Here is a 25828-nt window from a genome sequence, read left to right as displayed (position 1 = left end):
TCAGTCGCGCCTGAGCGCGGCCTCGGTCGGGGCAATCATCTGCGGCTCGCCCACTTCGTACCACAGGCCAAGGTGCGAGAGGCCATAGAGCCGCCCCTCCTCGATCGCGCGCTGCCACAGCGTCATCGTCCCGAAGGCGCCGTCGGGCGCATCGCGCAACAGGCGGTGCGAAACGATCTGGATGCCGCTGTAGATGAACGGCGCCACCCGCCCGGTGCGACGGCGCGAAATGCGGCCCATCGCGTCCATGTGAAAATCGCCCTTGCCGCGATAGTTGAACGCCCGCGCATGCGGCACCAGCAACAGCAGCGCGTCCATCTTCTCGGCGTTCCAATGATCCGAAAGATGCGCGAACACGTTGCGCGGGCCGTCGAGCCAGATGTTGTCCGAGTTCAGGCAGAAGAACGGATCGCTCCCGATCAGCGGCAACGCCTTGACCATCCCGCCGCCCGTCTCGAGCAACTGACTGCGCTCATCTGAAATCGCGATCTGCGGGCTCTGCCGCTGCGCAAGGTAGGCTTCCATCGCATCGGCAAGGTAATGGACGTTGACCACCGCCCGCGCCACGCCCGCTTCGTCGAGCTTGTCGAGCGCATGATCGATCAGCGGCTTGCCCGCCACCTGCACCAGCGGCTTCGGGCGCGTGGCAGTCAAGGGACGCATCCGCTTGCCCAGCCCCGCCGAAAGCACCATCGCGACATCGCTTGCCAGCGGCTTGGTCATACCGCGTAGCTTCCCCCGAATGCGGCGCGCAGCTCGGCCGGAATGTTGGCATCGAACCAGGCGGCAACCGGTCCCAGCGCCGGATGGGCAAGGTCACGCTCCAGCAGCGCCCACACCCGCGGAATGTAATCGAGGTAGCGCGGCTTGCCGTCACGCTTCCACAACCGCACGAAAATCCCCACGATCTTGGCGTTCCGCTGCGCGCCCAACCGGGCGTAGTCGGCCAGGAACTCCTCGCCCTCGCCGGTCTGCTGCAGATAATACTCCAGCATCCGCGCCTCGAGCTCGGGCGAGACATCGCGCCGCGCATCCTGAAGCAGCGACACCAGATCATAGGCCGGGTGCCCGTTCAGGGCATCCTGAAAATCGAGCAAGCCCTGCCGATCGAGCCCGTTCAGCAGCATGATGTTCTCGGCATGATAATCGCGCAGCACCGTCACGCCCGGTCGCTGGCGCGGCAGCAGGTGCGACATCACTTCTTCCCACGCCGCCGTCCAGCCACGCCCGTCGACATAGAGCGACTGCGTCGGCACGTACCACTCGATGAACAGCCGCGCCTCGCGCTGGTATTCGGCCAGCGTGTAGCCCGTGAACGGCCCCGCCGGCAGCTTGCGCAACTGCAACAGCGCATCGATGGCGTAGCGGTAGACTTCCTCTTCGTCCTGCGGCCAGGCGTCGAGATACTCGCGCATCCGCACTTCGCCGAAGTCCTCCAGCAGCACGAAGCCCTGATCGGCATCCTCGGCAAGGATATGCGGCGCGCGCAAGCCATTGGCATCGAGCCACTTGGCCGCACGCAGGAACGGCTCGGGGTCCTCGTTGGGCGGCGGCGCATGCATCAGCATGGCATTGCCGCTGGCGCGACGGATGCGGAAATAGCGGCGGAACGATGCGTCACCGGCCAGCGGCTCGATCGTTGCGCCGATCCAGCCTGCCTTGTTCAGGAAAGCCTCGACGCCCGGAGGAATGGTCAGGTCCATGACCCCCGCTCTAGCCAATCCCGGCCCGGCGTTACAATGGCCCGCCTGCCCTTTTCGGTGGATTCGAGCATGATCGAAAGGCAGCCCGGCTCATGCGCAAAGCCACCGGCGTGTTCGGGCCACTCGGCCAGCATGGCGGCACCCTCACGATAGTCGTCCAGCCCGATCTCGTCGGCCTCGCCCGGATCTTCGAGCCGGTAGAAATCGGCATGGACCAGCGGCAGCCGAACCGCAGGCGGCTCGTAGAGTTCGATGATGGCAAAGCTCGGGCTCGGCACTTCGCCCTGATGGCCCAGCGCCGCGATGATCGCGCGGGCAAGCGTCGTCTTGCCCGCGCCCAAGCCGCCCGAAAGCGCCACCACGTCGCCCGCCTGCAACCGCGCGGCAATCCGCTGCGCCAGCGCCTCTGACGCCGCATGATCCGGCAGGTCGACGATCACGGCAGCACCACGATGGCACTCGTGCCCAGACCCGGCTCCGACATCAGCTCCAGCGTCCCGCCATGCGCCTCGACCAGCTGACGCACCAGCGGGAGGCCCAGTCCTTGCCGCCGCTCCACCGCCTTGCCCTCGGCATCCAGCTTCAGCCCGTCCAGCGCCCGCGCAAGCACTTCAGGCTCCATGCCGCGCCCGTTGTCCGAAACCACCACCTGCAACGGCCCGCCCTTCTTGCGCGAGGCTTCGACGAGTATCCGCCCGCCCTCCGGCGTTGCCGCAATGGCATTGTCGACCAGCTGGCCGAAGGCCCGGCGAAGCCGCCGCGCATCGCCGGTCACGCTTCCAGCGGAACGGTCCCCGCGCAGGTCCAGCGTCAACCCCGCCGCGCTCAACCGCTCTGCCCGCTCCCTGACCACGTCGGTCAGCAGCGGAAACATCTCGACCGGCTCCTGCTCCAGCGGCAGGGTCCCGGCCTCGCTCTGCGAAAGGTCGAGCACGTTCTCGATCTGCTCGCCAAGCCGCGCCACCGACGACAGGATCGCCGCGACGTACTCGTCCTGCTGCTCGGTCAGTTCACCGGCAATCCCGCTTTGCAACAGCTCGGCAAACCCGCCGATCGAGGTCAGCGGCGTGCGGAATTCATAACTCATGTTGGCAATGAACCGGGTCTTCACCGCATCTGCCTCGACCAGCGCGGCATTGCGTTCGCGCAGCGCCGCCTCGGCCTTCTGGCTGTCGGTGATGTCGAGGACCGTCAGCATCCCGTTGCCATCGGGCAGCGGCACCCCGGCCAGCGCCAGATGCCGGCCATCCGCCAGCGCCAGACGCCCGCTGCGCTGCTTGCGTTCGAGCGTCGCCGCCTGGATCACCTGCGCCACCGTCCCGATCTGTGCTGGGCGCTTCAGCTGTCCGGCGAGCTTGTTCAACAGCACGTCGACGCGCGGATGCTTGCCGAGGAATGCCTCTTCCAGCCCCCAGTCCGCCGCGAACCGCCGGTTCCACAGCTGCAACTTGCCGTCGGGCGCAAACACGGCGAGCGATTCGAACAGGTTGTCGAACGTCGCCGTCCGCGTCCGCAGCAGCGTATCGCGCGTGGCCGAAAGCTGCAGCTGCTCGGTCCGGTCCTCGAAGATCATCAGCAACCCGCCGTCGGGCATCGGCTGCCCCACCACGCGCAGGTGGGTGCCGCCCGAAAGGTGCCAGGATTCCTCGATCGGTTCGCGCGCCAGGAACCATGCCTGCCGTTCGCGCCGCCACTCGGGGAAATCGCGCACCTCGGGCAGTCGTCCGGCATCGCGCATCCGGTCGATGACCCGGTCGAACGGCGGGGTATCGACCACCCAGGCCTTGGGCACGCCAAATATTCGCAGGAAAGGCTGGTTGGCAAAAACCAGGTTCCGCTTCTCGTCGAACTGGGCAATCCCCGCCGAGAGCGTATCGAGCATTTCGCGCTGGGCTTCGCGGAACCGGCGGAACTGGCGGATCAGTTCCTCCATCTCCTCGATGTCGACAACGTAACCGGCAATGCCGTCCTCGCCCAGCGGCAGATCGGTCACCCTCACCGCCCGGCGCTGTCCCTTGATCGTGGCCAGCAGCGTTCGCTCGATCGGCACGCGCCGCGATTGCGCCTGTCGGGCCACTTGCGCGGCGCTGAGGCCGTCGACCGGCTCGATCAGTTCGATCCCCTGCTCGATCACCGCATCGGCACTGGCCGCTCCCACCGCCTTGACATAGGCGCTGTTGACCAGACGCAGACGCTGGTCCGGGCCGCGAAACCACATCGGCAGCGGTGCGGCCTCGATCAGGCCGGACAGCCCGGTGAAGTCTGCCCTTGCCGCCGTGGTCTCCGCGCGCAGCCGCACCAGCTCTTCCTGGCTCTCGGAAAAATCGAAGAACCACACCAGCGCCGCGCCGCCGGGAGACACCTGTGGATCGGCGAGGTGCCCCTGCGCAGAAAGGCTGCGCGCGCCACCCTTGGGCGTAAGTGCCAGACGGAACGATGCGCCGGTCTTCTGCGCCCGGCGCACAGCGTCGCTCAGTTGCGCCAGCTGGACTTCGTCGAACCCTGCACCATCGGCATCCAGTTCGGAAAGGTAGCCCGGCAGGCTCGAAAAACCGAACCATCCGGCCAGTCTCGCAGGACCCTCGATCCGCCCATCCGCCCGCACCAGCAGTGGCAGCGCCGGCGATTCGTCCACCATCCGCGCCAGCTTGCGCGCCTGACGCTGCACCGCCTCGCCCTTGCGCGCGCGTCGGCGGGCATCGAGCACCAGCCACCCCGCCCCCACCGTCCACACGGCAAGCAGCAGTCCGATCAGCACCAGTACTGTCTGATTGAGCAGCGGCATCATGCCTTCGCTACGGCGTGCCCCACGGAATTACAATGCGGGTATTTGCTCTGTGTTACCGATAAGGAAAAGGCGGCGTGGTTCCCCGCGCCGCCCTTCCGGTTTTCTTGGTGCTATCGCAAGATCAGTAGCGGTAGTGATCCGGCTTGAACGGACCAGCTTCGGGCACGCCGATGTAGTCGGCCTGCTTCTTGCTGAGCTTGGTCAGCTGCACGCCCAGCTTCTCGAGGTGAAGCGCGGCCACCTTTTCGTCGAGGTGCTTGGGCAGCACGTAGACGTCGTTCTTGTAGTTCTCGCTCTTGGTGAAGAGTTCGATCTGGGCGAGCGTCTGGTTGGTGAAGCTGGCGCTCATCACGAAGCTCGGGTGGCCGGTGGCGCAGCCGAGGTTCACCAGGCGGCCCTTGGCAAGGATGATGATCTGCTTGCCGTCCGGGAATTCGACGAGGTCGGTGCCCGGCTTCACTTCGGTCCAGTTGTAGTTGTCGAGAGCGGCGATCTGGATCTCGCTGTCGAAGTGCCCGATGTTGCAGACGATGCTCATCGGCTTCATCGCCTTCATGTGCTCGGCGGTGATCACGTCCTCGTTGCCGGTCGCGGTCACGAAGATGTCGCAGCGCTTGACCGCTTCTTCCATGGTGACGACTTCATAGCCTTCCATCGCCGCCTGCAGCGCACAGATCGGATCGACTTCGGTGACCATGACGCGCGCGCCGCCCTGGCGCAGCGAAGCGGCCGAACCCTTGCCGACATCGCCGAAACCGGCAACGCAGGCGACCTTGCCGGCGAGCATCACGTCGGTCGCGCGACGGATCGCGTCGACCAGCGATTCCTTGCAGCCATAGAGGTTGTCGAACTTCGACTTGGTGACGCTGTCGTTCACATTGATCGCCGGGAAAGGCAGCTTGCCGTCCTTGGCGATCTGGTAAAGGCGGTGAACGCCGGTGGTGGTCTCTTCCGAGACGCCCTTGATGTTCTTGACCGACTGCGTGAGGTAGCCGGGCTTCTTCTTGAGGAAGGCGTTGAGCGCGCGGACGAACTCGATCTCCTCGGCGTTCGAAGGCTCGAACAGCTTCTCTCCGGCTTCGACGCGCGCGCCCCACAGCGCGAACATCGTGGCGTCGCCGCCGTCGTCGAGGATCATGTTGGCGGTGACATCGTCACCCCAGTCGAAGATCGAACCCACGTAGTCCCAGTACTCGGCGAGGCTTTCGCCCTTGATCGCGAAGACCGGAATGCCGGCAGCAGCGATTGCGGCCGCTGCGTGGTCCTGCGTCGAGAAGATGTTGCAGGTCGCCCAGCGGACTTCCGCGCCAAGCGCAACCAGCGTCTCGATCAGCACGGCGGTCTGGATCGTCATGTGCAGCGAACCGGTGATGCGCGCGCCCTTCAGGGGCTGCGAAGCGCCGAATTCCTCGCGCAGCGCCATCAGGCCGGGCATTTCGGTCTCGGCGATGCGGATTTCGGCGCGGCCAAAGTCGGCAAGGCCGATGTCGGCGATCACGTAATCGTTCTTGGCGTCAAGCACGCTGGCCACGAAGCAGTCTCCTGAAAAATCATCCGCGCGAAATCAGCGCGCCTCTGCGCTGCCCATAGCGTGCTGCGCTGCAACCTGCAAACTTAATATAAAGACTTCTTTATATCGCAAATTCGTTCTGGACCATCCGGACCGGTTGCAGACCCCTCGCCCATCCCTATATCTCGCGTGCCATACCGGACCGGGCGCTTGCCCGGCGCAACGAAAGGAAGATGGGGATGACAATCGCTGTTGGTGACAAGCTGCCTGACGTGAAGATCGTCAAGGCGACCGCCGAAGGTCCCGAAGCCGTGCAGTCGGCCGATTACTTCAAGGGCAAGCGCGTCGCGCTGTTCTCCGTCCCCGGCGCATTCACCCCGACCTGCTCGGCCAAGCACCTGCCGGGCTACGTCGAAAAGGCTGCCGACCTCAAGGCCAAGGGCATCGACGAGATCGCCTGCACCGCCGTCAACGATCCCTTCGTGATGAAGGCCTGGGGCGCCGCTTCGGGCTCGCCCGACGTGACCATGCTCGCCGACGGCAACGGCGACCTCGCCGAAGCGCTCGGCCTCACCATGGACGGTTCGGGCTTTGGCCTCGGCAAGCGCGGCCAGCGCTTCTCGATGGTCGTCAACGACGGTGTCGTCGAGCAGCTGTTCGTCGAAGCCCCGGGCGACTTCAAGGTCAGCTCGGCAGAGCACATGATCGAGAATATCTGATTGATCGAAAGGCCCCCGGAAACGGGGGCCTTTTTCAATGCGGCCTCAGAACGACAGCCGCACCCGGCCAAGCACCCGGTCGCCAGCGTGTTTGAGATCGGCATAGGGCGAAACCGTTATGCCAGAGGTGTCGATGTCGGTCCCCGCATAGTCCAGCCCGATCGTGAACGGGAACTGGTTGTACTCGACACCCAGCCTCCAGTCGGCGTAGTCCCCCGCAGGACGAAGGCGCGCCGAGCGCGAATCCTTCGTGTCTCCGGTCGTATATCCCACTGAGGCTGAAACGCTGATCGGCAACCCCGGAATCCCGGCATTGGCGGACCCGCGCAGGTAGAGATTGTCCCCTCCGATCGCGTCCTGCTTGGGTGCATAGAACGCATCGGCCCGCACCTGCAGCGGTCCTATCGAATAGCGCGCGCCAAGGCCGATCTCGCCATAGTCGGCGCCGATGTCCGCCCCGCCGAAGAAGTGGCCGATGGCCTCCGTCCGCAGGGTTATCGCACCCGCATTCCAGTCCTTGCCGATCGCCACGTCGCCGACGACGTCGGCATTGGCATGACGGTCCGACTTGCGCAGCGCCGCCATGCGCACCGAGGCATCGAGCCCGGCAAAGCCGACGCTGGCATCAGCCGAAGCGGAGATTTCGCCATCGCTCCAGCTGAGGCCGCGCCGGACTTCGTCCGTGGTCGCTTCAACGCCCACCTCCACCGATTGGGCCATGGCCTGCGGCGACTGCACTGTCGCCATTACGCCAACGGCTGCAAAGGCTTGCCAACGGTGGATGCGGATCATCAATTCATGTCTCCTCAGCCCTCGCGCTGACCGGCGTGGGCTCCTTCTGCTTCAACGAGGATCACTTCGCGATCCTGCGCGACCATTGCCATCATCGCGCTGCGCAAGTCCTCGCGGCGCGCCTCGACCACGCGGTCGATGCCGTTGCCGCGCTCCGAGCACCAGCCCGGCGACGACCCCGTAATCACGTCATCGCGCACCATCGAGCGCTTTGCCTGCAGGTTTGCGCTGACCCGTGCCTGCCGCTCGACCGAAAGGGAGACCGACCACTGGCAGCGCAGCGACGAGGCGCGTCCGGCGCCGCCTGCCGAGCCCACCTGCTTCATCTCGACCCGGGTTGCGCCGGTGTAGTCGGCGGTGATCTGGCCGGCGGGATGCTCGATGACCGTCGAGTGCTCCATCGCCTGTGCCGGCATGGCAAGCATCAGGCCTGCGGCAAGTCCCGCGAACGCGAACGTCTTCATGTCCTGTCTCCTGCATGTGCCCCGGTTTTTTCCGGTGACACACACAAGATAGGGCGAACATGATGTTCCCCCAACACACTGGACTGTAACGTTTCTTTGCCAAACGCCGTTTTTCAGTAGCCCATCAGGCTGAGCACTTCCTTGCGGCTGCGCGTATCGTCGAGAAACGTGCCCATCATCCGGCTCGTCACCATGCCCACGCCCGGCGTGCGCACCCCGCGCGCGGTCATGCACGCATGGCTCGCCTCGATCACCACGGCCACGCCATGCGGCTTGAGGTTGTCCCAGATGCACTGGGCGACCTCGGCCGTCAGCCGCTCCTGGATCTGCAAGCGGCGGGCATAGGCGTGAAGCACACGCGCCAGCTTCGAAATGCCGACCACCTTGTGGCGCGGCAGATAGGCGATGGCCGCCTTGCCGATGATCGGAGCCATGTGGTGTTCGCAGTGGCTCTGGAACGGGATGTCCTTCAGCAGCACGATCTCGTCGTACCCGCCCACTTCCTCGAACTGGCGCGCGAGGTGGCTGGCGGGATCCTCGCCATAGCCAAGGCAATATTCCTTCCACGCCCGCGCCACGCGCTTGGGCGTATCGAGCAGGCCCTCGCGCGTCGGATCGTCACCCGACCAGCGGATCAGCGTGCGGATCGCGTCCTGCACGTCCTCAGGTACGGGCAGCTTGCCCCGGGCCAGATCGTCGTCTTCGTCGGGCCCCACCAGACTGCTCATCGTATCCCCTTCGCTATCGTGCAGGCCGCCGCAGGAAACGGCTCCTGAAAAGACCCCGGCGGTAGAAGGACAGCATCTCCTCCGGCCGCTCCGGGTCCAATACCTCATTGTCGGCCAAGGCCTTCTCCGCATCGCTCAGCGCGCGCGGCTCAAACCGTTCGAGCCGCTTGCCATCCCGAGGCGCGGCGGCGATCGCACCTGCCATCGTGCCATGCCGCTCGAGTAGTTCCGCTACCTCTTCGGGTGCGACACCGCAATGCTCCGCAAGCAGCGAAATCCGCAGCCGCGCAATGGCCTCGCCGCAATGACCGTTGGCTGGCCGCGCGCAATCGATGAACACGTCGCATTCGCTGTCCAGCCCCATCGAGCGGTTGTTGAGATTGGCCGAACCGATGCGCAGGATCTCGTCATCGACGATGGTCAGCTTCGAATGGACATAGATCGGCGTTCCCTTGGCGGTGAACGGATGCCAAACCGAGAAGCGCCCGGCGTGATCCACCTCCTCGATCGCCCTCACCAGCCTGACCCGCGCGCCATCCATCGCCGTCTGTTCAAGCCAACCGTCGGAGCTTTGCGGGTTGATCAGCACGATCTCGGGCGGATCGGCCTCTTCCATGCGCTGGACGATCGCCTCGGCGATCTTGCGCGACGCGAAGTACTGGTTCTCGAAGTAGATGAACTTCTTCGCCCGCGCGATATGCTCGAGGAACAGCGCCTCCACCTCGCGCACCTCGCGCGCTTCGGCAAAGTGCGAGCGAGTGCGGGCTATGCCGATTTCCACGTCGCGAAATTCCGCCTCGATGCGCGCGGGCCAGGGCGATGACTCCTGCGGGCGGCAGGCGTCGAACGGCTTGCCCCCGGCCTGCTCCCACCGCTTGCGCCCGAACTGCCCCAGAACCGCAGCGGCCTCGCCTTCCATCAGCATGGTGCAGTCGTGCCACGGGCCATAGAGCTTGCCCCCGGGACGCTTGCGCCGCTTGTCATCGTCGAGATGTTGGCGCGTATCCCAGCGGTCTCCGGCCATGTCGATGCCGCCACAGACGGCGAAGCGATCGTCGATCACCGCGATCTTCTGGTGATGGCTGCACCCCAGCGGATGCGCGCTGTCGAGCTTGAACACGATGCGCGGGTGCCGCCACCAGCGCAGCAGGTCGAGCATCATCGAGCCGCGGAACACCGCCTTCAGCGCGCCGAAGTTCCATTTCAGGACGCGGACGTCGAGTTGCTTGCGGCGATTTGCCAGCCAGACCACGAAGGGTCCCAACCTCGCCGGCGAGATGCGCCTTCTCGGCAGGTTCCACCACCGCCGCCCGCCGCCGATGATGATCCGCGTGTCGAAGTCCCAACCGATCAGCAGGATGCGCTGCCGCGCCCGCATCATCGCCTCGCGCATCAACGCAAAGTAGTCGGCGGCATCGATCACGGCATGGGCACGCGTCGCCATGGCATAGCGCCAGACCGATTCGGATTCCGAACCCCGTCCCTCCTGGTCGAGTGGAACGGATGAGTCCGGATTTTGCGCTTCAGTCACAAAAAGTTACTTCGCATATATGACCCAGGCTGACCAATGATTTGCCACTCCCCGCCGATAGATTGCAATCTCTTGCCCGGTAGTTAGGAAAACACCATTTCGGCTTTACCGCCGCCCTGCCGTGGTTACTTCGACAGGTCGATGGAACGCGAATTCAGCCTGATGACGTCCCTACGCACTGGACTGCTCGCAGTTCCTCAGGTGCGCAAGGCCGTCAACTGCATCCGTGAACTGACCGATCCCGATCGTCGTGCCATTGCCCGCATGCGGCGCACCCATGCCAAGGCAGTCCTGCAACCGTGGCCGACCACGTTCGAGGATCGCTATCCCGAAATCTTCACGGCGCTCGACGCGCATCTGTGGACGATCGCCAATCCCCGCATCCTCTCGTTCGGGTGCAGCGATGGCAGCGAAGTGCGCAGCCTGCGGCGCTGGTTCCCGAACGCGCGCATCGTCGGCCTCGATCCCAACCCGGCGATGATCCGCACGGCCCGCGCCCACCTCGCACTGCATCCCGACCCGGCGATCACCTACATCGAGGCGGCTGACGTGGCGGCGCTCGGCGACCAGAAGTTCGATGCAATCCTCGCCATGGCCGTCTTCCGCCACGGCAACCTCGAGCGCGAGGATCGCGAAACCTGCTCGGCGCTGCTGCCCTTCTCGCGCTTTGCCGAAACCGTGGCGGCACTCGATCGACACCTCGTGCCCGGCGGATGGCTGACGATCTGGAACGCCCAGTTCCGCTTCTGCGACACCCCGGTGGCCGCGCGCTACGAGGCACGCTCACTGCGCTTCACCCGCGCAGAACCGATGACGCTGCTCTACGGCCCCGACGACGCGAGGATCGAAGGCAGCTACAGCGAAGCGATGTTCCTCAAGCGCGAATAGTCGCGCACAAACGCAATCCGGCTCAATTCTTGAGCTGCATCACCACGTCGTCGGGATGGGTGACGTTGAGATTGCTGTGCAGCAGTTCCCCGACGAGGTCCGGATCGGCATGGCGCGGATCGAGCAGATCGACGCGGTTCTTCATCCGGTCCCGCTCGGCGGTCAGCATGGCGATCTCCTGCTGGCGCTGTTCCAGCACCCGCGCATTCTCGCCCCAGGCCAGCAGACCGCTTGGTCCAGCCACGCCCACGGCTGCGAGCACCAGCAACACCACCAGAGCCAGCGACTGGGTCAGGCTGTCTTTGGGCAGAAGAGGACGACGTGGTTTCATGGTGTCAACTGAATCACAAAACCCGCGTCGTTTCAAGAAACTTCAACCGAAAGCCCGCAACAACTTGCCACCGTCGCCCCGGACAGGATCCGGGGCCCCGCTTTTCGGTTTCACGCAGAGACGCAGAGAAGAAAGGGGAGACGCGGAGATGAGAAGAAGAGGAAGGCAAGGAAACAAAAGCCTGCGGCGCAGCCGCCCCAAACCCTCTCTTCTTCTCCGCGCCCTCTGCTCCCTCCGCGCCTCTGCGCGAACTCCCCTCCCTTCGTCATTCCCGCGCAGGCGGGAATCCAGCGACAAGCAACACCGTCGCCCGGCGACGCCCGCGTTCGCACCTTCTGGATTCCCGCCTGCGCGGGAATGACGAGGTGAGTGCAGGCACCTTGACAAAACGAACCATATAGGTTATATGCCCCGCCACAGGTCAGGAGAGGGCAAAAGGCCAACCCGCTCCTCTCCCTTCGGAAGCTGATGCTGTGGCAAAGGCTTCCGGCGCGATCGGTGCGGCAGGTACTCGCGGGTTCAATGCGGGGCGTTAAGCCCAAGACCCACCGGGCAACAACTGCCGTTACCCAAGGACAGACAGGACACCCCAGGGCTGATAGCACGGCGCCGAACCCTGAGCGACGCTGCGGATGCGGAACCCGCCATGATTGTGCGACTTGTCAGCACAAACGACAGGTTCTTTTCACGCAGCCGCTTGCCAGAAGCCAAAGCAGCCCGCGAGCCGCTGCCACAGCTTCGTCCTCTCACATGCGTCCGCCCTCAGGCTGAGCCGACAAGGGGTCCGGAACCGCCCCCCGGCCACTCGCAACCGGTCCCGCGCCCTCCCCGCGCGTGCCAAACGGCACCCGCACCGGTCGCGCGATCTGTGCTTATCCCTCCGGCGTTACCGTCCGCACTCGCCAGCGGATGATCCCTCATATCGCGTATCCGCGATACCCACCCCCAACCCCTCCCGCCTGCGGGAGGGCCGCGAGACTTGGAGAGCGTAGCGAACCTAGTCGCAGCGGGGTGGGCACCCGAGCGCCGCGCCAGAGTTATCTCACGCAAAGCCGCAAAGACGCGAAGAGGCCGCGCCCGCCGCAGGCGTCTCACACTCCGACAAACCATGACCCACACGCCCCTCACCCCAACCGCAACACCCTCGCGTCTTCGCGGCTTTGCGTGAGCATCAAAAAGGCACAGCGTCTCCGCCCAAGCAGAGGGCTCGAACATAAAACCGAGATAAAGATGAAATATGGCGCGCCCGACGGGATTCGAACCCATGGCCCCCAGATTAGGAATCTGGTGCTCTATCCTGCTGAGCTACGGGCGCCCGCGCTTCCTTTAGGCAGGCCGTGCGCCGCTGGCAACGAGGTTTGCGCCGCCGCGTTCAGTTCGCCTCTTCGGGCGGCACCACCGGGATCAGCAGCGGCGCAACCGGGATGCCCTCTTCCATAAGTTCGCGCGCTTCATCGAGCGTCGCCCTGCCATGGATCGCAGCTGCATCCTTCTCGCCGTAGTGCATGGCGCGAGCATCGTCGGCAAACTTCTCGCCGACCCACGTCGAACTCTTGATCGCCTCTGCCTGAATCGCCGCCACGGCCTTGAGCATGGCGACCGCCTCGGGCGGCAGCGGCGCGTTTGCCACCGGCTGCGCTGGCGCCGGGGTCGGAGCGCTCGCCACGGGCGCCGGCATCTGGTTGCCCTTGCGCCCGACGTTGGGCGCCATCACCGCCTTGCCCACCTCGGCCGAACCGCACGACGGGCACGAGACCAAGCCCCGCGCCTGCTGGTCGTCATAGTCCTGCGAGGAGCCGAACCACCCCTCGAACCGGTGCCCTGCCGGCGAACATTGCAGATCGAAGACTATCATGCCGCCGATCTAGGGAATTCGCGCTTGTTGGCAAGACTGGGCAACTGCCCGCGCACCTCGCCCGTTCGGGCAGGGTCGATCACCGCAAAGCCGAGCGACGTGCCCTCGCCGCCATCATAGGCAACCTCGCCCCACGGATCGACCACCAGCGAATGGCCGAAGGTCTCGCGCCCATCCTCGTGCCGCCCGCCTTGCGCTGCAGAAATCACCCAGGCGCTCGCTTCCACCGCGCGGGCGCGCTGCATCAGGTGCCAGTGCGCCTTGCCGGTCGGCACCGTGAACGCCGCCGGAATGCGGATCGCATCGCAGCGACGGCGCCCCAGTTCCTCGAACAGCGCGGGGAACCGGATATCGTAGCAGATCGCCATGCCAAGCCGCCCAACCGGCGTCTCGACCGTCACCACCTGCTCGCCCGGCGTATAAGCCGCCGATTCCCGCCACGTTTCACCCGTCGCCAGATCGACGTCGAACATGTGGATCTTGTCGTAGCGAGCGGCAACCTCGCCATCGCCATCGATCACGAAGCCACGGTTCGCCCACTTGCCATCCTCGCGCAGCACCGCGAGCGAGCCGAGATCGATCCAGATCGACAGGTCCCGCGCCGCCTTGCGCGCTGCGGCCAGCACCGGGTTCTCCGCCTCGCTGACGATGTTCGGCGTTGCCCGCGCCCGGTCCCGGTCCAGCAGCCCGCACATCTCGGGCGTGAACAGCATCGCCGCCCCGCCCTCGGCCGCCTTGCGCGCCGCATCGACAATCGCCTGCACATTGGCCAGCGGATCGATCCCGCTGGTCATCTGAAACAGCGCGACCTTCACTGTAGAACTCACTTGCCGAGCATCATGTCCAGCTTGCCCTGCGCGTTGAGCGCGGCAAGATCATCGGAACCGCCGACGTGGATGCCATCGATGAAGATCGAGGGGACCGTGGTGTGTCCCGGTGCGCGTTCGAGCATCTCGGCCTTCTTCGGCCCGCCCATCGTCACGTCGAACTCCTCGTAGGCCACGCCCTTGCTGTCGAGCAACTGCTTGGCCCTCGAGCAATAGGGGCAACCCCACTTGGTATAGACTTCGACCTTGGGCGTATCGGACATCGGGTACCTCTGACTGGGGTCTTGAAATGCGGTTTTCGCTAACACACATGGGTTTTCGTGTCATGCGCCGCAAGTCGGGCGTGATCACGAAGAAGACCGTAAAACCGCCGATGCGCACGCCGGGTTCCGGGTTCGCAAAGGCAAGTGCAGATTGCTCATCAAGAGGATATTGCCATGAACCGTTTCGATTTCACCCCCTATCGCCGCACCACCGTGGGCTTCGATCGCCTGTTCGACCTGCTCGAACGCCAGGCCCGCGCCAATGCCGGCGACAACTATCCTCCCTTCAACATCGAGCGCAGCGGCGAGGATGCCTATCGCATCACGCTGGCCGTCGCCGGGTTCAAGCCCGAGGATATCGACATCACCGCCCAGCAGAACCTGCTCGTGGTCAAGGGCCAGCGCCCCGAACCGCAGGATCGCGAATACCTGCACGTCGGCATCGCCAACCGCGGTTTCGAACGCCGCTTCGAACTGGCTGACTTCGTCCGCGTCGAAGCTGCCGACCTTGCCGACGGCCTCCTGACCATCGACCTCGTGCGCGAAGTGCCCGAGGCGATGAAGCCGAAGAAGGTGCTGATCGGCGCCCAGAACCAGCTCAAGGTGATCGAAGGCGACAACACCGCCGCCGCCTGATCGAAGCTAAAAGGGCATGCCCACCCCCAACCCCTCCCGCTTGCGGGAGGGGAGCGAGACTTGCGCTTCTGAAAGAAGCGTTAGTCGCAGCGGGGTGGGCACCCTGCCATCACGTCACCAGGCCTCGGCCACGTCCACCAGCGCCTCGCGGTCGAGGATCGTCACGCGCCCGCCCTTCAACGCCACGATACCATTGTCGACCCACGCCGAAAGCTGGCGGTTGATCTGCTCGCGTGACATGCCCGCGAAGTTGCCGAGTTCGCCCTGACTCAGTGCGATCTTCAGCTGGTTCCCGGCCTCGGTATTGTCGCCCATCATCAGGCGCAGCAGGAAGCGGGCGAGCCTCGGGCCGGAGGTATAGGCGCGATCGGCCTCGATTACCGCGTTGTTCTGCCGCAGCCTGCGCGCCATGGCCTTGAGCAGGCGCAGGGCGAGTCCTTGATGCTTCTCGATGATGTCCGCAAACGCACCGCGCGTCAGGATCAGCGCCTCGACCGGCTCGATCGCCTCGACGGTCGCCGTGCGGTCCCCCCCATCAAGAAACGCGATCTCGCCCAGCACGTGGCCCGGTTCGGCGTAATCGAGAATGATCTCGCGTCCGTTGGCGGCCACCATGCTGACGCGGGCGAGGCCCTTGAGCACGATGAAGAGCGTCTTGCCCTCCTCGCCCTGCGCCATGAGTTCCTGACCCGGCTTGAACTGCCGGACCTGCCCCCGCGCGATGATGTCCGAAAGCTCGGCAGGCTCGCAATCGGCGAACAGGCTTTGTGCGGTAAGTGCTTCGGCAAGCTTTGCCGCATCCATCACGAGGTCCCCCAATATCTGCCGCGCAGATAATCAGGGAAACTACGCGCTGACCAGTCCCTTTAGGGGATTTAAACCAGACGCGCCTGCTTGACCGCGGCGGCGATGAACCCGGCAAACAGCGGGTGCGGTTCGAACGGGCGGCTCTTGAGTTCCGGGTGGAACTGCACGCCGATGAACCACGGGTGGTCCGGACGTTCGACGATTTCGGGCAGCAGGCCATCGGGCGACATGCCCGAGAACACCAGCCCGCCCTGCTCGAGGCGATCCTTGTAGGCAACGTTGACTTCGTAGCGATGGCGGTGCCGCTCGCTGATCTCGGTCGCGCCATAGATGTTGGCGACATGGCTGTTGCCGGCCAGCTTGGCATCATAGGCGCCAAGCCGCATCGTGCCGCCAAGATCGCCGCCTTCGGACCGCTTTTCGAGGCCCTCGGCAGTCATCCATTCGGTGATGATGCCCACCACCGGCTCGTCGGTCGGGCCGAATTCGGTCGACGAGGCATTGGCGATTCCGGCGGTGTTCCGTGCGCCCTCGATGCAAGCCATTTGCATGCCGAGGCAGATGCCGAAGAACGGCACCTTGCGCTCGCGGGCAAAGCGCACCGAGGCGATCTTGCCCTCGGTCCCGCGCTCGCCAAAGCCGCCCGGCACGAGAATGCCGTGCATCGGCTCGAGGTGCGCTGCGATTTCCGCGTCGTCCTTCTCGAACAGCTCGGCATCGAGCCACTTGATCCGAACCTTGACGCGGTTGGCCATGCCGCCGTGAACCAGCGCCTCGTTCAGGGACTTGTAGGCATCCTGCAGGCCGACGTACTTGCCGACCACGCCGATGGTCACTTCGCCCTCGGGGTTCTGGTGGCGATCGACGATGTCGTCCCAGCGCGTCAAGTCCGGCTCGGGCGCGGTCAGGCCGAAGTGGCGCAGCACTTCGCTGTCCAGGCCCTCGGCGTGATACTGCAGCGGCACGGCATAGATGCTCGCGGCGTCGAGTGCCGGAATGACGGCAGACTTCCGCACGTTGCAGAACTGCGCGATCTTGGCGCGCTCGCTCTCGGGCAGCGGCTTCTCGCAGCGGCAGAGCAGGATGTCGGGCTGGATGCCAAGCCCGGTCAGCTCGCGCACGGAGTGCTGGGTCGGCTTGGTCTTCAACTCGCCCGCCGCAGCGATGTAGGGCACGAGAGTGACGTGGACGAAGCAGGTCTGCTCGCGGTCCAGTTCGTTGTGCATCTGGCGCAGTGCTTCGATGAACGGCAGGCCTTCGATGTCACCCACCGTGCCGCCGATCTCGCACAGTACGAAGTCGAGATCCTCGGTCTCGGCCTGGGCGAAGTCCTTGATCGCGTCGGTCACGTGCGGGATCACCTGCACCGTCGCGCCGAGATAATCGCCGCGGCGCTCCTTGGCGATGATGTCGCGATAGATGCGGCCCGAGGTGATGTTGTCGGCCTGGCGTGCCGAAACGCCGGTGAAGCGCTCGTAGTGCCCAAGGTCGAGGTCGGTCTCGGCACCGTCGTCGGTCACGTAGACCTCGCCGTGCTGATAGGGACTCATCGTGCCGGGATCGACGTTCAGATAGGGGTCGAACTTGCGGATTCGCACGCGAAATCCACGAGCCTGCAGGAGAGCCGCGAGGCTCGCCGCCATGAGTCCTTTGCCGAGCGAGGAGACCACGCCGCCGGTGATGAATATGTACCGCGCCATGGGATTCGGGCCTTAGCGTCAGAGGTTGCAAATAGGCAAGCGGTTGCGACTGCAATCTTGTCGCAAATCCACAGGCCGGAAACGAACGCAACACGAAAACCGGCCCGCAACCAGTAGGAAGCGGGTCGGCCTGCCGCGTCGCGGTTATGGAATTACTGTCCGGCCGCGCCCTTCAGCGGATCATTGGCCGGGGCCTGCTGTGGCGCAGGCGCCGCAGCAGGAGCCTGAGCGGGCTGACCGCCCTGCGCAGGAGCGAGCGGATCGGCAGCCGGTGCGTTCTGGATCGGTGCGGTCCGCTCAAGCGAAGTGTCGATCTTGCGGCTCGAGGTCGTGCCGACGGCCAGTGCCGCCAGAACAACGCTCAGGACCACGAAGGCTGTGGCGAGAATCGTCGTCAACCGGGTCATGAAGTCGGCCGCGCCGCGTGCCGACATGAAGCCCGCCGGGCTGCCGCCAACGCCGAGGCCGCCGCCTTCGGACTTCTGCATCAGGATCACCACCACAAGCAGTGCGGCAACGATGGCCTGGACCACGGTAAGAAAAATGAACAACGACATGAATCACACCTCATGCGCGGAACCGCGCTGGATTTAGCGGCCATGTAGGCGCGGCGGCCCGATCGTGCAACCCGCCGCGTTGCCTCGATGCCTCAGGCCTCGCCCGATCCGGCAGCTGCCACGATCGGCAGGAAGGCCTCGGCCGTCAGGCTCGCGCCGCCGACCAGTGCTCCGCCGACGCCTTCTGCCGCAAGCAGATCTGCAGCATTTCCGGCATTGACCGAACCGCCATAGAGAATGCGCACCTTGGCCCCGGCCTCGCCATAAAGCGCCAGCAGTCGCTCACGGATCGCGGCATGCATCGCGACAACGTCGGCGACTTCGGCAACGCGCCCGGTGCCGATCGCCCAGACCGGTTCGTAAGCCACGGCCACCTTGCCGCCAGCGACAGCCTCGGCGGCTGCATCGCCCTGCGGCAGCGAACCATCGACTTGCCCGGAAACCACCGCCTCGGCCTTGCCGGCATCGCGCTCGTCCAGAGTCTCGCCAACACAGACGATGATGCCAAGCCCGGCAGCCAGCGCCGCCTCGGCCTTGGCCCGGATCACCGCATCGCTCTCGCCGTGATCCTTGCGGCGCTCGCTGTGCCCCACAATCACGAAGTCGGCGCCGGTATCGACCAGCATCGGCGCAGAGACATCACCGGTATGCGCGCCCTTGGCATTGACGTGGCAGTCCTGCCCGCCGACGCCCATCGCCGTCACGGCCTCGCGCAGGGCGCCGATCAGCGTAAACGGCGGCGCCAGCGCCACCTGCACGTCGGGATAGCGACCCGCTGCCCGGTCGATCGCGCGCGCCTCGGACAGCATGGCCCGGCTCCCGTTCATCTTCCAGTTGCCCACGATGTAAGGACGATGCGGCATAAGCGGCCAGTTCCCCTGAAATTCCCTGATGCAATCGATATTTGCCCGACGAGTCCGCTGCCTCGGACGTCCGGATTCGGGTGGCGGCTAACAAACCCCGAGCGATTCTGCAAAACGCCTGATCGCATAAGGCGGGAAATCGTTTCGGTGCGCCCGGACACATCGCACCTCCTCGCCCCACCTACGCGGCCATTGCGGGAATTGCGTTTGCCCCCTAAGGCATCGCCATTCCGAACCCACTGGGGTGCGCCCGTCCCGCTATGCGACGCGCCCAGACAAGAGACGACAAACCGCAAAATGCTCGGCTTTTTCCGCTCGTTCCTGAAGTCCCGCATCGGCGTTGCCCTTGCCCTGATCTTCCTTGGCCTGATCGCCCTGGCGTTTGCCAGCGCCGACGTGACGGGCAGCGGTTTCGGCGGCATCGCCGGCGGAGATCGCGCTGCCAAGGTCGGCTCGAGCCGGGTCGGCACCGGTGAACTGGGCAAGGCGCTGACCAATGCGCTCGAGCAGGAGCGCCAGAATCAGCCGGGCCTGACGATGAAGCAGTTCATCGACGCCGGCGGTCTCGATACCGTGCTCACCGGCCTGACCGACCGTCTGGCGATGAGCGAGTGGGGCCGCGAACACGGCGTCGTTGCCGGTGACCGCCTGATCGACAGCGAGATCACCAAGATACCCGCCTTCCAGGGTCCCGACGGCAAGTTCAGCCAGTCGGCCTACGAGCAGCTGCTCGTCCAGCGCGGTCTCACCGACAAGGACGTGCGCCAGGACATCGGCCAGCGCCTGATTGCCCGCCAGGTCCTGCTCCCCGCCGCCTTTGGCGCGCAGATGGCAGACGAGGCAGTGCAGCGTTATGCCGCACTCCTTACCGAGAAGCGCATCGGCACGATCGTCTCGATCCCGTCCCTGGCCTTTGCGCCTGCGTCGCCGCCCGACGCGGCAACGCTGGCATCGTTCTATCAGGCCAATCAGGCCCGCTACATGCAACCCGAGCGCCGCACGATCCGCTATGTCGTGGTCGACGAAGCCAGCCTGAAGACCGTCGCGGCCCCCACCGACGCCGAAGTCGCCGCGCGCTACAAGCTCAACGCCGGGGTCTATTCCGCGTCCGAACAGCGCTCGGTCACCCAGGTGATCGTGCCGACCGAAGCCGCCGCCAAGGCGCTTGCCGCCGAAGTCGGCACGGGCGGTTCGCTCGACAATGCCGCACGCACCAAGGGCCTCGTGCCCAGCAAGCTCGCCGACCAGACCCGCGAAGCGCTTGCCGGTCAGACTTCGCGCGCGGTGGCAGACGCCGCCTTTGCCGCCGCTTCGGGAGCGCTGGCCGCTCCGGCCAAGTCCGGCCTCGGCTGGCACGTGATCAAGGTCGATTCGGTCAAGCGCAACGCCGGCAAGACGCTGGAACAGGCCAAGCCCGAGATCGTTGCGGCCATCACGCTCGAAAAGCGCCGCGCCGCGCTGTCCGATCTTGCGGCGCAAGTCGAACAGGAGATCGACAACGGCACCGGCCTTGCCGACATTGCCCAGACCCTCAACCTCACCATCGCCAGCACTCCTTCGCTTACCGCTGACGGCAGCGTCTTCGGCAAGCCGGGTGAAAAGGTCGCAGCCGATCTCGCTCCGCTCGTCCAGGCGGCATTCTCCATGGAGCGCGAGGGCGAGGCACAGCTGACCGAGATCAAGCCGGGCGAGAAGTTCGCGATCTTCGATGCCGGACGCATCGATGCCGCAACGCCCGCCCCGCTGGACCAGATCCGGCAGGCAGTTGCCCGTGATTGGGCCGTCCAGCAGGGCTCGGCCAAGGCGCGCGCTGCGTCCGACAAGATCCTCGCTGCCCTCAACAAGGGCACGCCACTGGCCGAGGCGCTGAAGCTGGCAGGCGCTCCGCTCCCGGCACCGCAGGCGGTCGACCTGCCGCGACAGGCGCTTACCCAGATGCAGGGCAAGGTCCCGGCGCCGCTCGCGCTGATGTTCGCCATGGCCAAGGGCACCAACAAGCGCCTCGAAGGCCCCGGCGGTGCAGGCTGGTATCTCGTCTCGCTCAAGGAAATCGTGCTCGGCCAGGTCAAGCGCGGCGATCCGGTCTTCCAGCAGGCCGCCCGCTCGTTCGCCCAGGATGCCGGCGGCGAATTTGCCGAGCAGCTCCGCCTCGCCATCCGCAAGGAAATCGGCGTTGAACGCAACGAGGCCGGGATCAAGGCTGTCCGCGACCAGCTGACCGGCGCCAACGCGCAATAAGCCCATGACCACCGTTTACGCCGAACCTGCCACCGCCCTTCCCGAGAACCATCAGGCCGCGCTTGCCCAGCTTTCGTCGGGCAAGCCCGCGCTGGTGTGGCGCAAGCTGATCGTGGACACCGAAACCCCGGTCGGCGCCGCGCTCAAGCTGATGGAAAGCGGGCGCGGCGATTTCCTGCTCGAATCCGTGCAGGGCGGCGAAGTGCGCGGACGCTACAGCCTGCTCGGCATCGATCCCGACCTCGTCTTCCGCGCCACCGGCCGCAGCGCCGAGATCAACCGCATCTGGCGGCATGATCGCGCTGCCTACGCACCCCTGCCCGGCGATGCGCTCTCCGAACTGCGCGCACTGGTCGCCTCGTGCCGCATCGACGTACCCGCCGCCCTGCCCTCGGCACTCGCCTGCCTCGTCGGCTACTTCGGCTACGAGACGATCGGCCTCGTCGAGAAGCTTCCCCGCGCCGAGCAGAGCGACCTCGTCCTGCCCGACATGCTGTTCACCCGCCCCACCGTGGTGCTGGTGTTCGACCGCCTTTCCGACGAACTCTTCGCTATAGCCCCGGTCTGGGCCGAAGGCGGCGAGCCTGCTAGGCTTCTGGAAACCGCAGCCGAGCGCATCGACAACGCCTTGCGCAAGCTGGCCGACCCGGTTCCCGCCGACGCGCGCCTTGCCGAGACCGTGGACGTCACGCCGCAACCGGTCATGCCCGCCACGAACTACGCGCAGATGGTTACCCGCGCAAAGGACTACATCGAGGCTGGCGACATCTTCCAGGTGGTGCTGGCCCAGCGCTTCACCGCCCCCTTCCCGCTGCCGCCGGTCGCGCTCTACCGCGCGCTGCGCCGCATCAACCCCTCGCCGTTCCTCTACTTCCTCGACATGCCGGGCTTCGCGCTGACCGGATCGAGCCCGGAAATCCTCGTCCGCATCCGCGATGGCGAAGTGACGATCCGCCCGATCGCCGGCACGCGCCCCCGCGGCAAGACGGCGGAGGAAGACCGCGCCAACGAGGAAAGCCTGCTCGCCGACCCCAAGGAGCGCGCCGAGCACCTGATGCTGCTGGACCTCGGTCGGAATGACGTCGGCCGCGTCGCCAAGGCGGGCACCGTCAAGGTCACCGAAAGCTACACGGTCGAGCGCTACAGCCACGTCATGCACATCGTCTCGAACGTGGTCGGCCAGCTCGACACCGACCGGGCTGACAGCGTCGACGCCCTGTTCGCAGGCTTCCCCGCAGGCACCGTCAGCGGCGCGCCCAAGGTCCGTGCCTGCGAGATCATCGCCGAACTCGAACCCGAAACCCGCGGTGCCTACGCCGGCGGCGTTGGCTACTTCGCCCCCGACGGCTCGGTCGACAGCTGCATCGTCCTGCGCACCGGCGTGATCAAGGACGGCGTCCTCCATGCCCAGGCAGGCGCCGGCATCGTCGCCGACAGCAACCCCGAATACGAACAGCGCGAATGCGAATTGAAGAGCGGCGCCCTGTTCGCGGCGGCGCGTGAAGCCGTCCGCGTCGCCACTGAACCGAAGTTTGGCCAATGATCCTCGTCATCGACAACTACGACAGCTTCACCTGGAACCTCGTCCACTACCTGATGGAGATGGGCGCGGAGGTTGAGGTCGTGCGCAACGATGCGCTCACCGCCGATCAGGCGATCAGGACCGGCGCGCAGGGGTTCCTGCTTTCGCCCGGCCCCTGCACGCCCAACGAGGCGGGCGTCAGCCTTGATCTGGTCGGCGCGGCGGCGGATGCAAAGGTGCCGTTGCTCGGTGTGTGCCTCGGGCACCAGTCGATCGGGCAGTACTTCGGCGGCAAGGTCGTGCGTGGCGGGCTGATGCACGGCAAGACCTCGCCGGTCACACACGATGGCACCGGGGTGTTCGAGGGCCTTCCCTCGCCGTTCATCGCCACGCGCTATCACTCGCTGATCGTTACCGACATTCCCGACTGCCTCGCGGTCAACGCGCAGTCGGACGACACGCATGTCATGGGCTTCCGCCACACCTCGCTGCCGATCCACGGCGTGCAGTTCCACCCGGAAAGCATTGCCACCGAACATGGCCATGCGATGGTTGCGAACTTCCTCAAGCTCTGCGGCATCAAGACCAACCCGTTGCCGGCATGAGTCTGCCTGACGTTACGCACCCGCTCGAGGAAGCCGAGGCCGAGACCGCTTTCGCCGCAATTCTCGACGGCACCGTATCTGACGACGCCATTGCCCGGTTCCTGACGGCGCTGTGCGACCGTGGCGAGACCGCCAGCGAAATCGCCGGAGCCGCGCGAGCCATGCGCGCCCGCATGATCCCGGTGAGCGCGCCAGCCAATGCGATCGATGTCTGCGGCACCGGTGGCGACGGGCACCATACACTCAACGTCTCCACCGCCGTCAGCCTCGTCGTCGCAGCCTGTGGCGTGCCCGTCGCCAAGCACGGCAACCGCGCCGCCAGTTCCAAGGCCGGTGCCGCCGACACTCTGGAAGCGCTCGGCCTCAATCTCGATCGCGCGGCCGAGACCGCCGAGGATACGCTGAACGACCTCGGCATCTGCTTCCTTTTTGCCGCGCGGCACCACCCGTCGATGGGCCGGATCATGCCGATCCGCAAGGCGCTGGGCCGCCGCACGATCTTCAATCTGATGGGGCCGCTGGCCAATCCGGCAAACGTGCGCCGCCAGCTCGTCGGCATCGCCCGACCGGCCTACGTGCCGATCTATGCCGAAGCCATCCGCCGTCTCGGCACGGACCACAGCATGGTCATCTCGGGCGATGAAGGCCTTGACGAACTGAGCCTGGCAGGCGGCAACGAACTGGCCGAAGTGCGCAGCGGCGAAGTCCTTATGCGCCGTGTCTCGCCCGCCGATGCCGGCCTGCCGCTCGCGCCGGTCGACGCGATCCGGGGTGGCGATGCCGCCTTCAACGCCCGCGCCCTGCGCGCCTTGCTGCAAGGCGAGGAAGGCCCCTACCGCAACGCCGTCCTGTTCAACGCCGCCGCCGCGCTGATCGTCGCAGGCGAAGCGGCCGATTGGCACGAAGGGGTAGAAGAAGCCGCCGAAGCCCTCGACAAGGGCCTCGCCAACGCCCTGCTCGATTGCTGGATAGCAGCGCTGAAATGACGAGCCGAAAGCAACTGCCATGACCGACAAGCTCACCGAGATCTGCGAGACCAAGCGCGGCGAAGTGGCCGCGCGCAAGGCTGCCGTCACTGTCGCCGAACTGGCCGATCGCGCTGCCGCCCAGAGTGCACCGCGCGGGTTCGAGGCGGCTCTGCGCGCCAAGGCCGCTTCAGGCTTCGCGCTGATCGCCGAGATCAAGAAGGCAAGCCCATCAAAAGGCCTGATCCGCGCCGACTTCCGCCCCGCCGAACACGCCCGCGCCTATCAGGCTGGCGGTGCGGCGTGCCTCTCGATCCTGACCGACGCACCTTATTTTCACGGCCATGAGGACTATCTCGTCGAAGCCCGCGCCGCCTGCACCCTGCCGGTGATCCGCAAGGACTTCATGGTCGATCCGTGGCAGTGCCTTGAAGCGCGCGCGATCGGCGCCGACGCCATCCTGATCATCGCCGCCTGCCTTTCGGACCAGCAGATGGCCGAAATCGAGGCCGCGGCCCGCGAACAGGGCATGGATGCGCTGGTCGAGGTGCACAACGAGGAGGAAATGGAGCGCGCCGCCCGCCTGAAGTCTCGCCTGATCGGCGTGAACAACCGCGATCTCAAGCGCTTCGTCACCGACCTCGGCACCACCGAACGGCTCGCCGCTCTGGCGCCGGAAGGCACCTTGCTGGTTGCCGAAAGCGGCATCAACACCCACGAGGACATCCTGCGGCTCGAAAAGTGCGGCGCGCGGACGTTCCTGGTCGGCGAAAGCCTGATGCGGCAGGATGATGTCGAGGCGGCGACCCGCGCCCTGCTGCAGGGCTGAGCCTTACCGGGCGGCGGAGAACTCGCCCCTCCCCCGCAGCGTGGCGATCACGCCGGTGCAGATCAGGAACTGGCCGAAGTAGTAGAGCGGCCAGATCAGCAGGTCCGGAATGGCGCTCTGCGCCAGCGGTCCCATGCGCGCGAAGATCAGCAGATCGGACACGACGAACATGGCGGCGCCCAGCGCCACCCGGCGACGCGGGAAATCGCTGGCAAAGGCCGCCGTCGCCATGCCGCCGAGCAGCAGCGCATAGCTGGCAACATCCGCGCGCCCCGACAGCGCCCATGAAAGCGCCGGGACGCCAATGACGGATGCCACCGCCACGGCCTTGTCCAGCACCGAAAGGCTGGCGCGGGGGTGGCGGAGATAGAGCGCGATCGCGGCAATGTGGCCTGCGAAGAATGCAGCGGCACCGCCGGTGAAGTCCACTTCAAGCACCATGTCGCCAATCGCGCCCAGTGCCATGACCAGCGCCAGCAGGTGGGCACTGCGCGAGGGATGATGCGCCCAGGCATAGGCGGCCAGCAGGCCAACGCCCGCGCCTTTCCACAGTATCAGCCAAAGGCCCGGCACCTGCCCCTTTGCGGCAAGCCAGTAACTCGTTCCGGCAATGAGACTGGCAACCAGCCAAGGCCGTTTCTCGATCAATGCGCGTCCCGGCACCCGGCGTCTTCTCCCTTTGCCCTGCGGACGGTCTTGCCGCAGCG

The 25828-nt window shown here is 65.8% G+C and carries 26 protein-coding genes and 1 tRNA gene; 8 read left to right on the top strand and 19 right to left on the bottom strand.

Annotated features, from left to right (window positions below):
- From I2488_RS03140 to ahcY, 5 genes are all read right to left on the bottom strand, one after another.
- Entirely contained in the window at positions 1–723 is a 723-nt protein-coding gene (locus I2488_RS03140; protein WP_196274370.1) for a nucleotidyltransferase family protein, read from the bottom strand.
- Positions 720–1703 (bottom strand): aminoglycoside phosphotransferase family protein, encoded by a 984-nt coding sequence (locus I2488_RS03135; protein WP_196274369.1) that lies wholly within the window; start codon positions 1701–1703, stop codon positions 720–722. The genes I2488_RS03140 and I2488_RS03135 overlap by 4 nt, the downstream gene beginning before the upstream one ends.
- Positions 1694–2143 carry a tRNA (adenosine(37)-N6)-threonylcarbamoyltransferase complex ATPase subunit type 1 TsaE gene (gene tsaE, locus I2488_RS03130; protein ID WP_196274368.1) on the bottom strand — a complete coding sequence of 150 codons (450 nt, stop codon included), beginning with the start codon at positions 2141–2143 and terminating at the stop codon, positions 1694–1696. The genes I2488_RS03135 and tsaE overlap by 10 nt, the downstream gene beginning before the upstream one ends.
- A complete protein-coding gene (locus tag I2488_RS03125) occupies positions 2140–4488 on the bottom strand; it encodes a sensor histidine kinase (protein WP_196274367.1) in 2349 nt (782 codons plus the stop codon). The genes tsaE and I2488_RS03125 overlap by 4 nt, the downstream gene beginning before the upstream one ends.
- Before the next feature lie 124 nt (positions 4489–4612).
- A complete protein-coding gene (gene ahcY / locus I2488_RS03120) occupies positions 4613–6022 on the bottom strand; it encodes an adenosylhomocysteinase (RefSeq protein ID WP_196274366.1) in 1410 nt (469 codons plus the stop codon).
- A 218-nt stretch (positions 6023–6240) separates the two neighbouring features.
- Here ahcY and I2488_RS03115 point away from each other — a divergent pair, with 218 nt between their 5' ends.
- Positions 6241–6720, top strand: a complete 480-nt coding sequence (locus I2488_RS03115) for a peroxiredoxin (protein ID WP_196274365.1) — start codon at positions 6241–6243, stop codon at positions 6718–6720.
- Positions 6721–6765: 45 nt separating this feature from the next.
- On the opposite strand, the gene I2488_RS03110 is transcribed toward I2488_RS03115, so the two are convergent.
- The 4 genes from I2488_RS03110 to I2488_RS03095 all read right to left on the bottom strand — a co-directional run bounded on the left by I2488_RS03110 (position 6766) and on the right by I2488_RS03095 (position 10148).
- Positions 6766–7512, bottom strand: coding sequence for a TorF family putative porin (locus I2488_RS03110; RefSeq protein WP_196274364.1), 747 nt, complete (start codon positions 7510–7512; stop codon positions 6766–6768).
- A gap of 14 nt (positions 7513–7526) precedes the next feature.
- Positions 7527–7976: a hypothetical protein gene (locus tag I2488_RS03105; RefSeq protein WP_196274363.1), complete on the bottom strand. Its 450-nt coding sequence runs from the start codon at positions 7974–7976 to the stop codon at positions 7527–7529.
- A 113-nt stretch (positions 7977–8089) separates the two neighbouring features.
- Positions 8090–8704, bottom strand: coding sequence for a GTP cyclohydrolase I FolE (gene folE, locus I2488_RS03100; RefSeq protein ID WP_196274362.1), 615 nt, complete (start codon positions 8702–8704; stop codon positions 8090–8092).
- A 13-nt stretch (positions 8705–8717) separates the two neighbouring features.
- Positions 8718–10148 (bottom strand): phospholipase D-like domain-containing protein, encoded by a 1431-nt coding sequence (locus I2488_RS03095; protein WP_196274361.1) that lies wholly within the window; start codon positions 10146–10148, stop codon positions 8718–8720.
- A gap of 228 nt (positions 10149–10376) precedes the next feature.
- On the opposite strand from I2488_RS03095, the gene I2488_RS03090 reads away from it, so the two are divergent.
- Positions 10377–11123, top strand: coding sequence for a class I SAM-dependent methyltransferase (locus I2488_RS03090; RefSeq protein ID WP_196274360.1), 747 nt, complete (start codon positions 10377–10379; stop codon positions 11121–11123).
- Positions 11124–11145: 22 nt separating this feature from the next.
- Here I2488_RS03090 and I2488_RS03085 read toward each other — a convergent pair whose 3' ends face one another.
- The 5 genes from I2488_RS03085 to grxC form a co-directional block, all read right to left on the bottom strand.
- A complete protein-coding gene (locus tag I2488_RS03085) occupies positions 11146–11454 on the bottom strand; it encodes an FtsB family cell division protein (RefSeq protein WP_196274359.1) in 309 nt (102 codons plus the stop codon).
- Between the two features lie 1238 nt (positions 11455–12692).
- Positions 12693–12769 (bottom strand) — tRNA-Arg (locus I2488_RS03080).
- Positions 12770–12826: 57 nt separating this feature from the next.
- Entirely contained in the window at positions 12827–13309 is a 483-nt protein-coding gene (locus I2488_RS03075; RefSeq protein WP_196274358.1) for a DUF1178 family protein, read from the bottom strand.
- Positions 13306–14136: a carbon-nitrogen hydrolase family protein gene (locus I2488_RS03070; RefSeq protein ID WP_343070973.1), complete on the bottom strand. Its 831-nt coding sequence runs from the start codon at positions 14134–14136 to the stop codon at positions 13306–13308. The genes I2488_RS03075 and I2488_RS03070 overlap by 4 nt, the downstream gene beginning before the upstream one ends.
- Positions 14133–14399 (bottom strand): glutaredoxin 3, encoded by a 267-nt coding sequence (gene grxC / locus I2488_RS03065; RefSeq protein WP_196274357.1) that lies wholly within the window; start codon positions 14397–14399, stop codon positions 14133–14135. Before grxC ends, I2488_RS03070 begins: the two co-directional genes overlap by 4 nt.
- Before the next feature lie 174 nt (positions 14400–14573).
- Between grxC and I2488_RS03060 the strand changes: the two genes are divergently transcribed.
- Positions 14574–15035: an Hsp20 family protein gene (locus tag I2488_RS03060; RefSeq protein ID WP_196274356.1), complete on the top strand. Its 462-nt coding sequence runs from the start codon at positions 14574–14576 to the stop codon at positions 15033–15035.
- 114 nt (positions 15036–15149) lie between these two features.
- Here the strand turns inward: I2488_RS03060 and I2488_RS03055 are convergent, their stop codons facing one another.
- The 4 genes from I2488_RS03055 to tpiA all read right to left on the bottom strand — a co-directional run bounded on the left by I2488_RS03055 (position 15150) and on the right by tpiA (position 18962).
- Complete coding sequence (locus I2488_RS03055) at positions 15150–15839, bottom strand: Crp/Fnr family transcriptional regulator (protein WP_196274355.1); 690 nt, start codon at positions 15837–15839, stop codon at positions 15150–15152.
- A 71-nt stretch (positions 15840–15910) separates the two neighbouring features.
- The gene (pyrG, locus tag I2488_RS03050; protein WP_196274354.1) at positions 15911–17542 is read right to left on the bottom strand and encodes a CTP synthase; all 1632 of its coding nucleotides are present in this window, start codon (positions 17540–17542) and stop codon (positions 15911–15913) included.
- Between the two features lie 152 nt (positions 17543–17694).
- Positions 17695–18099, bottom strand: a complete 405-nt coding sequence (gene secG / locus I2488_RS03045) for a preprotein translocase subunit SecG (protein ID WP_196274353.1) — start codon at positions 18097–18099, stop codon at positions 17695–17697.
- Positions 18100–18191: 92 nt separating this feature from the next.
- The gene (gene tpiA / locus I2488_RS03040) at positions 18192–18962 is read right to left on the bottom strand and encodes a triose-phosphate isomerase (protein ID WP_196274352.1); all 771 of its coding nucleotides are present in this window, start codon (positions 18960–18962) and stop codon (positions 18192–18194) included.
- Between the two features lie 297 nt (positions 18963–19259).
- Here tpiA and I2488_RS03035 point away from each other — a divergent pair, with 297 nt between their 5' ends.
- Genes I2488_RS03035 through trpC form a run of 5 tightly spaced genes read left to right on the top strand, consistent with a single transcriptional unit; the run spans position 19260 to position 25121 of the window.
- The gene (locus I2488_RS03035) at positions 19260–21200 is read left to right on the top strand and encodes a peptidylprolyl isomerase (protein ID WP_196274351.1); all 1941 of its coding nucleotides are present in this window, start codon (positions 19260–19262) and stop codon (positions 21198–21200) included.
- A 4-nt stretch (positions 21201–21204) separates the two neighbouring features.
- Positions 21205–22743, top strand: coding sequence for an anthranilate synthase component I family protein (locus I2488_RS03030; RefSeq protein ID WP_196274350.1), 1539 nt, complete (start codon positions 21205–21207; stop codon positions 22741–22743).
- Complete coding sequence (locus tag I2488_RS03025; protein WP_196274349.1) at positions 22740–23327, top strand: anthranilate synthase component II; 588 nt, start codon at positions 22740–22742, stop codon at positions 23325–23327. The genes I2488_RS03030 and I2488_RS03025 overlap by 4 nt, the downstream gene beginning before the upstream one ends.
- Positions 23324–24313, top strand: a complete 990-nt coding sequence (trpD, locus tag I2488_RS03020) for an anthranilate phosphoribosyltransferase (RefSeq protein WP_196274348.1) — start codon at positions 23324–23326, stop codon at positions 24311–24313. The genes I2488_RS03025 and trpD overlap by 4 nt, the downstream gene beginning before the upstream one ends.
- A 19-nt stretch (positions 24314–24332) precedes the next feature.
- Positions 24333–25121: an indole-3-glycerol phosphate synthase TrpC gene (trpC, locus tag I2488_RS03015; RefSeq protein ID WP_196274347.1), complete on the top strand. Its 789-nt coding sequence runs from the start codon at positions 24333–24335 to the stop codon at positions 25119–25121.
- Between the two features lie 3 nt (positions 25122–25124).
- Here the strand turns inward: trpC and I2488_RS03010 are convergent, their stop codons facing one another.
- Positions 25125–25784 (bottom strand): lysoplasmalogenase family protein, encoded by a 660-nt coding sequence (locus tag I2488_RS03010; protein WP_196274346.1) that lies wholly within the window; start codon positions 25782–25784, stop codon positions 25125–25127.
- Positions 25785–25828: the final 44 nt, after the last annotated feature.

Origin of the sequence: Novosphingobium jiangmenense (assembly GCF_015694345.1) — a bacterium.
In the GTDB taxonomy this organism is placed as follows: domain Bacteria; phylum Pseudomonadota; class Alphaproteobacteria; order Sphingomonadales; family Sphingomonadaceae; genus Novosphingobium; species Novosphingobium jiangmenense.
The sequence above is the reverse complement of the archived record's forward strand: the minus strand, read 5'-3'. Positions and strand labels throughout refer to the sequence as shown.

Coding starts and splice junctions, on each gene's coding strand:
- I2488_RS03140 (WP_196274370.1), bottom strand. CDS start 723: ATGACCAAGCCGCTGGCAAGCGATGTCGCGATGGTGCTTTCGGCGGGG.
- I2488_RS03135 (WP_196274369.1), bottom strand. CDS start 1,703: ATGGACCTGACCATTCCTCCGGGCGTCGAGGCTTTCCTGAACAAGGCA.
- I2488_RS03125 (WP_196274367.1), bottom strand. CDS start 4,488: ATGCCGCTGCTCAATCAGACAGTACTGGTGCTGATCGGACTGCTGCTT.
- I2488_RS03115 (WP_196274365.1), top strand. CDS start 6,241: ATGACAATCGCTGTTGGTGACAAGCTGCCTGACGTGAAGATCGTCAAG.
- I2488_RS03110 (WP_196274364.1), bottom strand. CDS start 7,512: ATGATCCGCATCCACCGTTGGCAAGCCTTTGCAGCCGTTGGCGTAATG.
- I2488_RS03105 (WP_196274363.1), bottom strand. CDS start 7,976: ATGAAGACGTTCGCGTTCGCGGGACTTGCCGCAGGCCTGATGCTTGCC.
- folE (WP_196274362.1), bottom strand. CDS start 8,704: ATGAGCAGTCTGGTGGGGCCCGACGAAGACGACGATCTGGCCCGGGGC.
- I2488_RS03095 (WP_196274361.1), bottom strand. CDS start 10,148: ATGGCGACGCGTGCCCATGCCGTGATCGATGCCGCCGACTACTTTGCG.
- I2488_RS03090 (WP_196274360.1), top strand. CDS start 10,377: ATGGAACGCGAATTCAGCCTGATGACGTCCCTACGCACTGGACTGCTC.
- I2488_RS03085 (WP_196274359.1), bottom strand. CDS start 11,454: ATGAAACCACGTCGTCCTCTTCTGCCCAAAGACAGCCTGACCCAGTCG.
- I2488_RS03075 (WP_196274358.1), bottom strand. CDS start 13,309: ATGATAGTCTTCGATCTGCAATGTTCGCCGGCAGGGCACCGGTTCGAG.
- grxC (WP_196274357.1), bottom strand. CDS start 14,399: ATGTCCGATACGCCCAAGGTCGAAGTCTATACCAAGTGGGGTTGCCCC.
- I2488_RS03060 (WP_196274356.1), top strand. CDS start 14,574: ATGAACCGTTTCGATTTCACCCCCTATCGCCGCACCACCGTGGGCTTC.
- I2488_RS03055 (WP_196274355.1), bottom strand. CDS start 15,839: ATGGATGCGGCAAAGCTTGCCGAAGCACTTACCGCACAAAGCCTGTTC.
- pyrG (WP_196274354.1), bottom strand. CDS start 17,542: ATGGCGCGGTACATATTCATCACCGGCGGCGTGGTCTCCTCGCTCGGC.
- secG (WP_196274353.1), bottom strand. CDS start 18,099: ATGTCGTTGTTCATTTTTCTTACCGTGGTCCAGGCCATCGTTGCCGCA.
- tpiA (WP_196274352.1), bottom strand. CDS start 18,962: ATGCCGCATCGTCCTTACATCGTGGGCAACTGGAAGATGAACGGGAGC.
- I2488_RS03035 (WP_196274351.1), top strand. CDS start 19,260: ATGCTCGGCTTTTTCCGCTCGTTCCTGAAGTCCCGCATCGGCGTTGCC.
- I2488_RS03030 (WP_196274350.1), top strand. CDS start 21,205: ATGACCACCGTTTACGCCGAACCTGCCACCGCCCTTCCCGAGAACCAT.
- I2488_RS03025 (WP_196274349.1), top strand. CDS start 22,740: ATGATCCTCGTCATCGACAACTACGACAGCTTCACCTGGAACCTCGTC.
- trpD (WP_196274348.1), top strand. CDS start 23,324: ATGAGTCTGCCTGACGTTACGCACCCGCTCGAGGAAGCCGAGGCCGAG.
- trpC (WP_196274347.1), top strand. CDS start 24,333: ATGACCGACAAGCTCACCGAGATCTGCGAGACCAAGCGCGGCGAAGTG.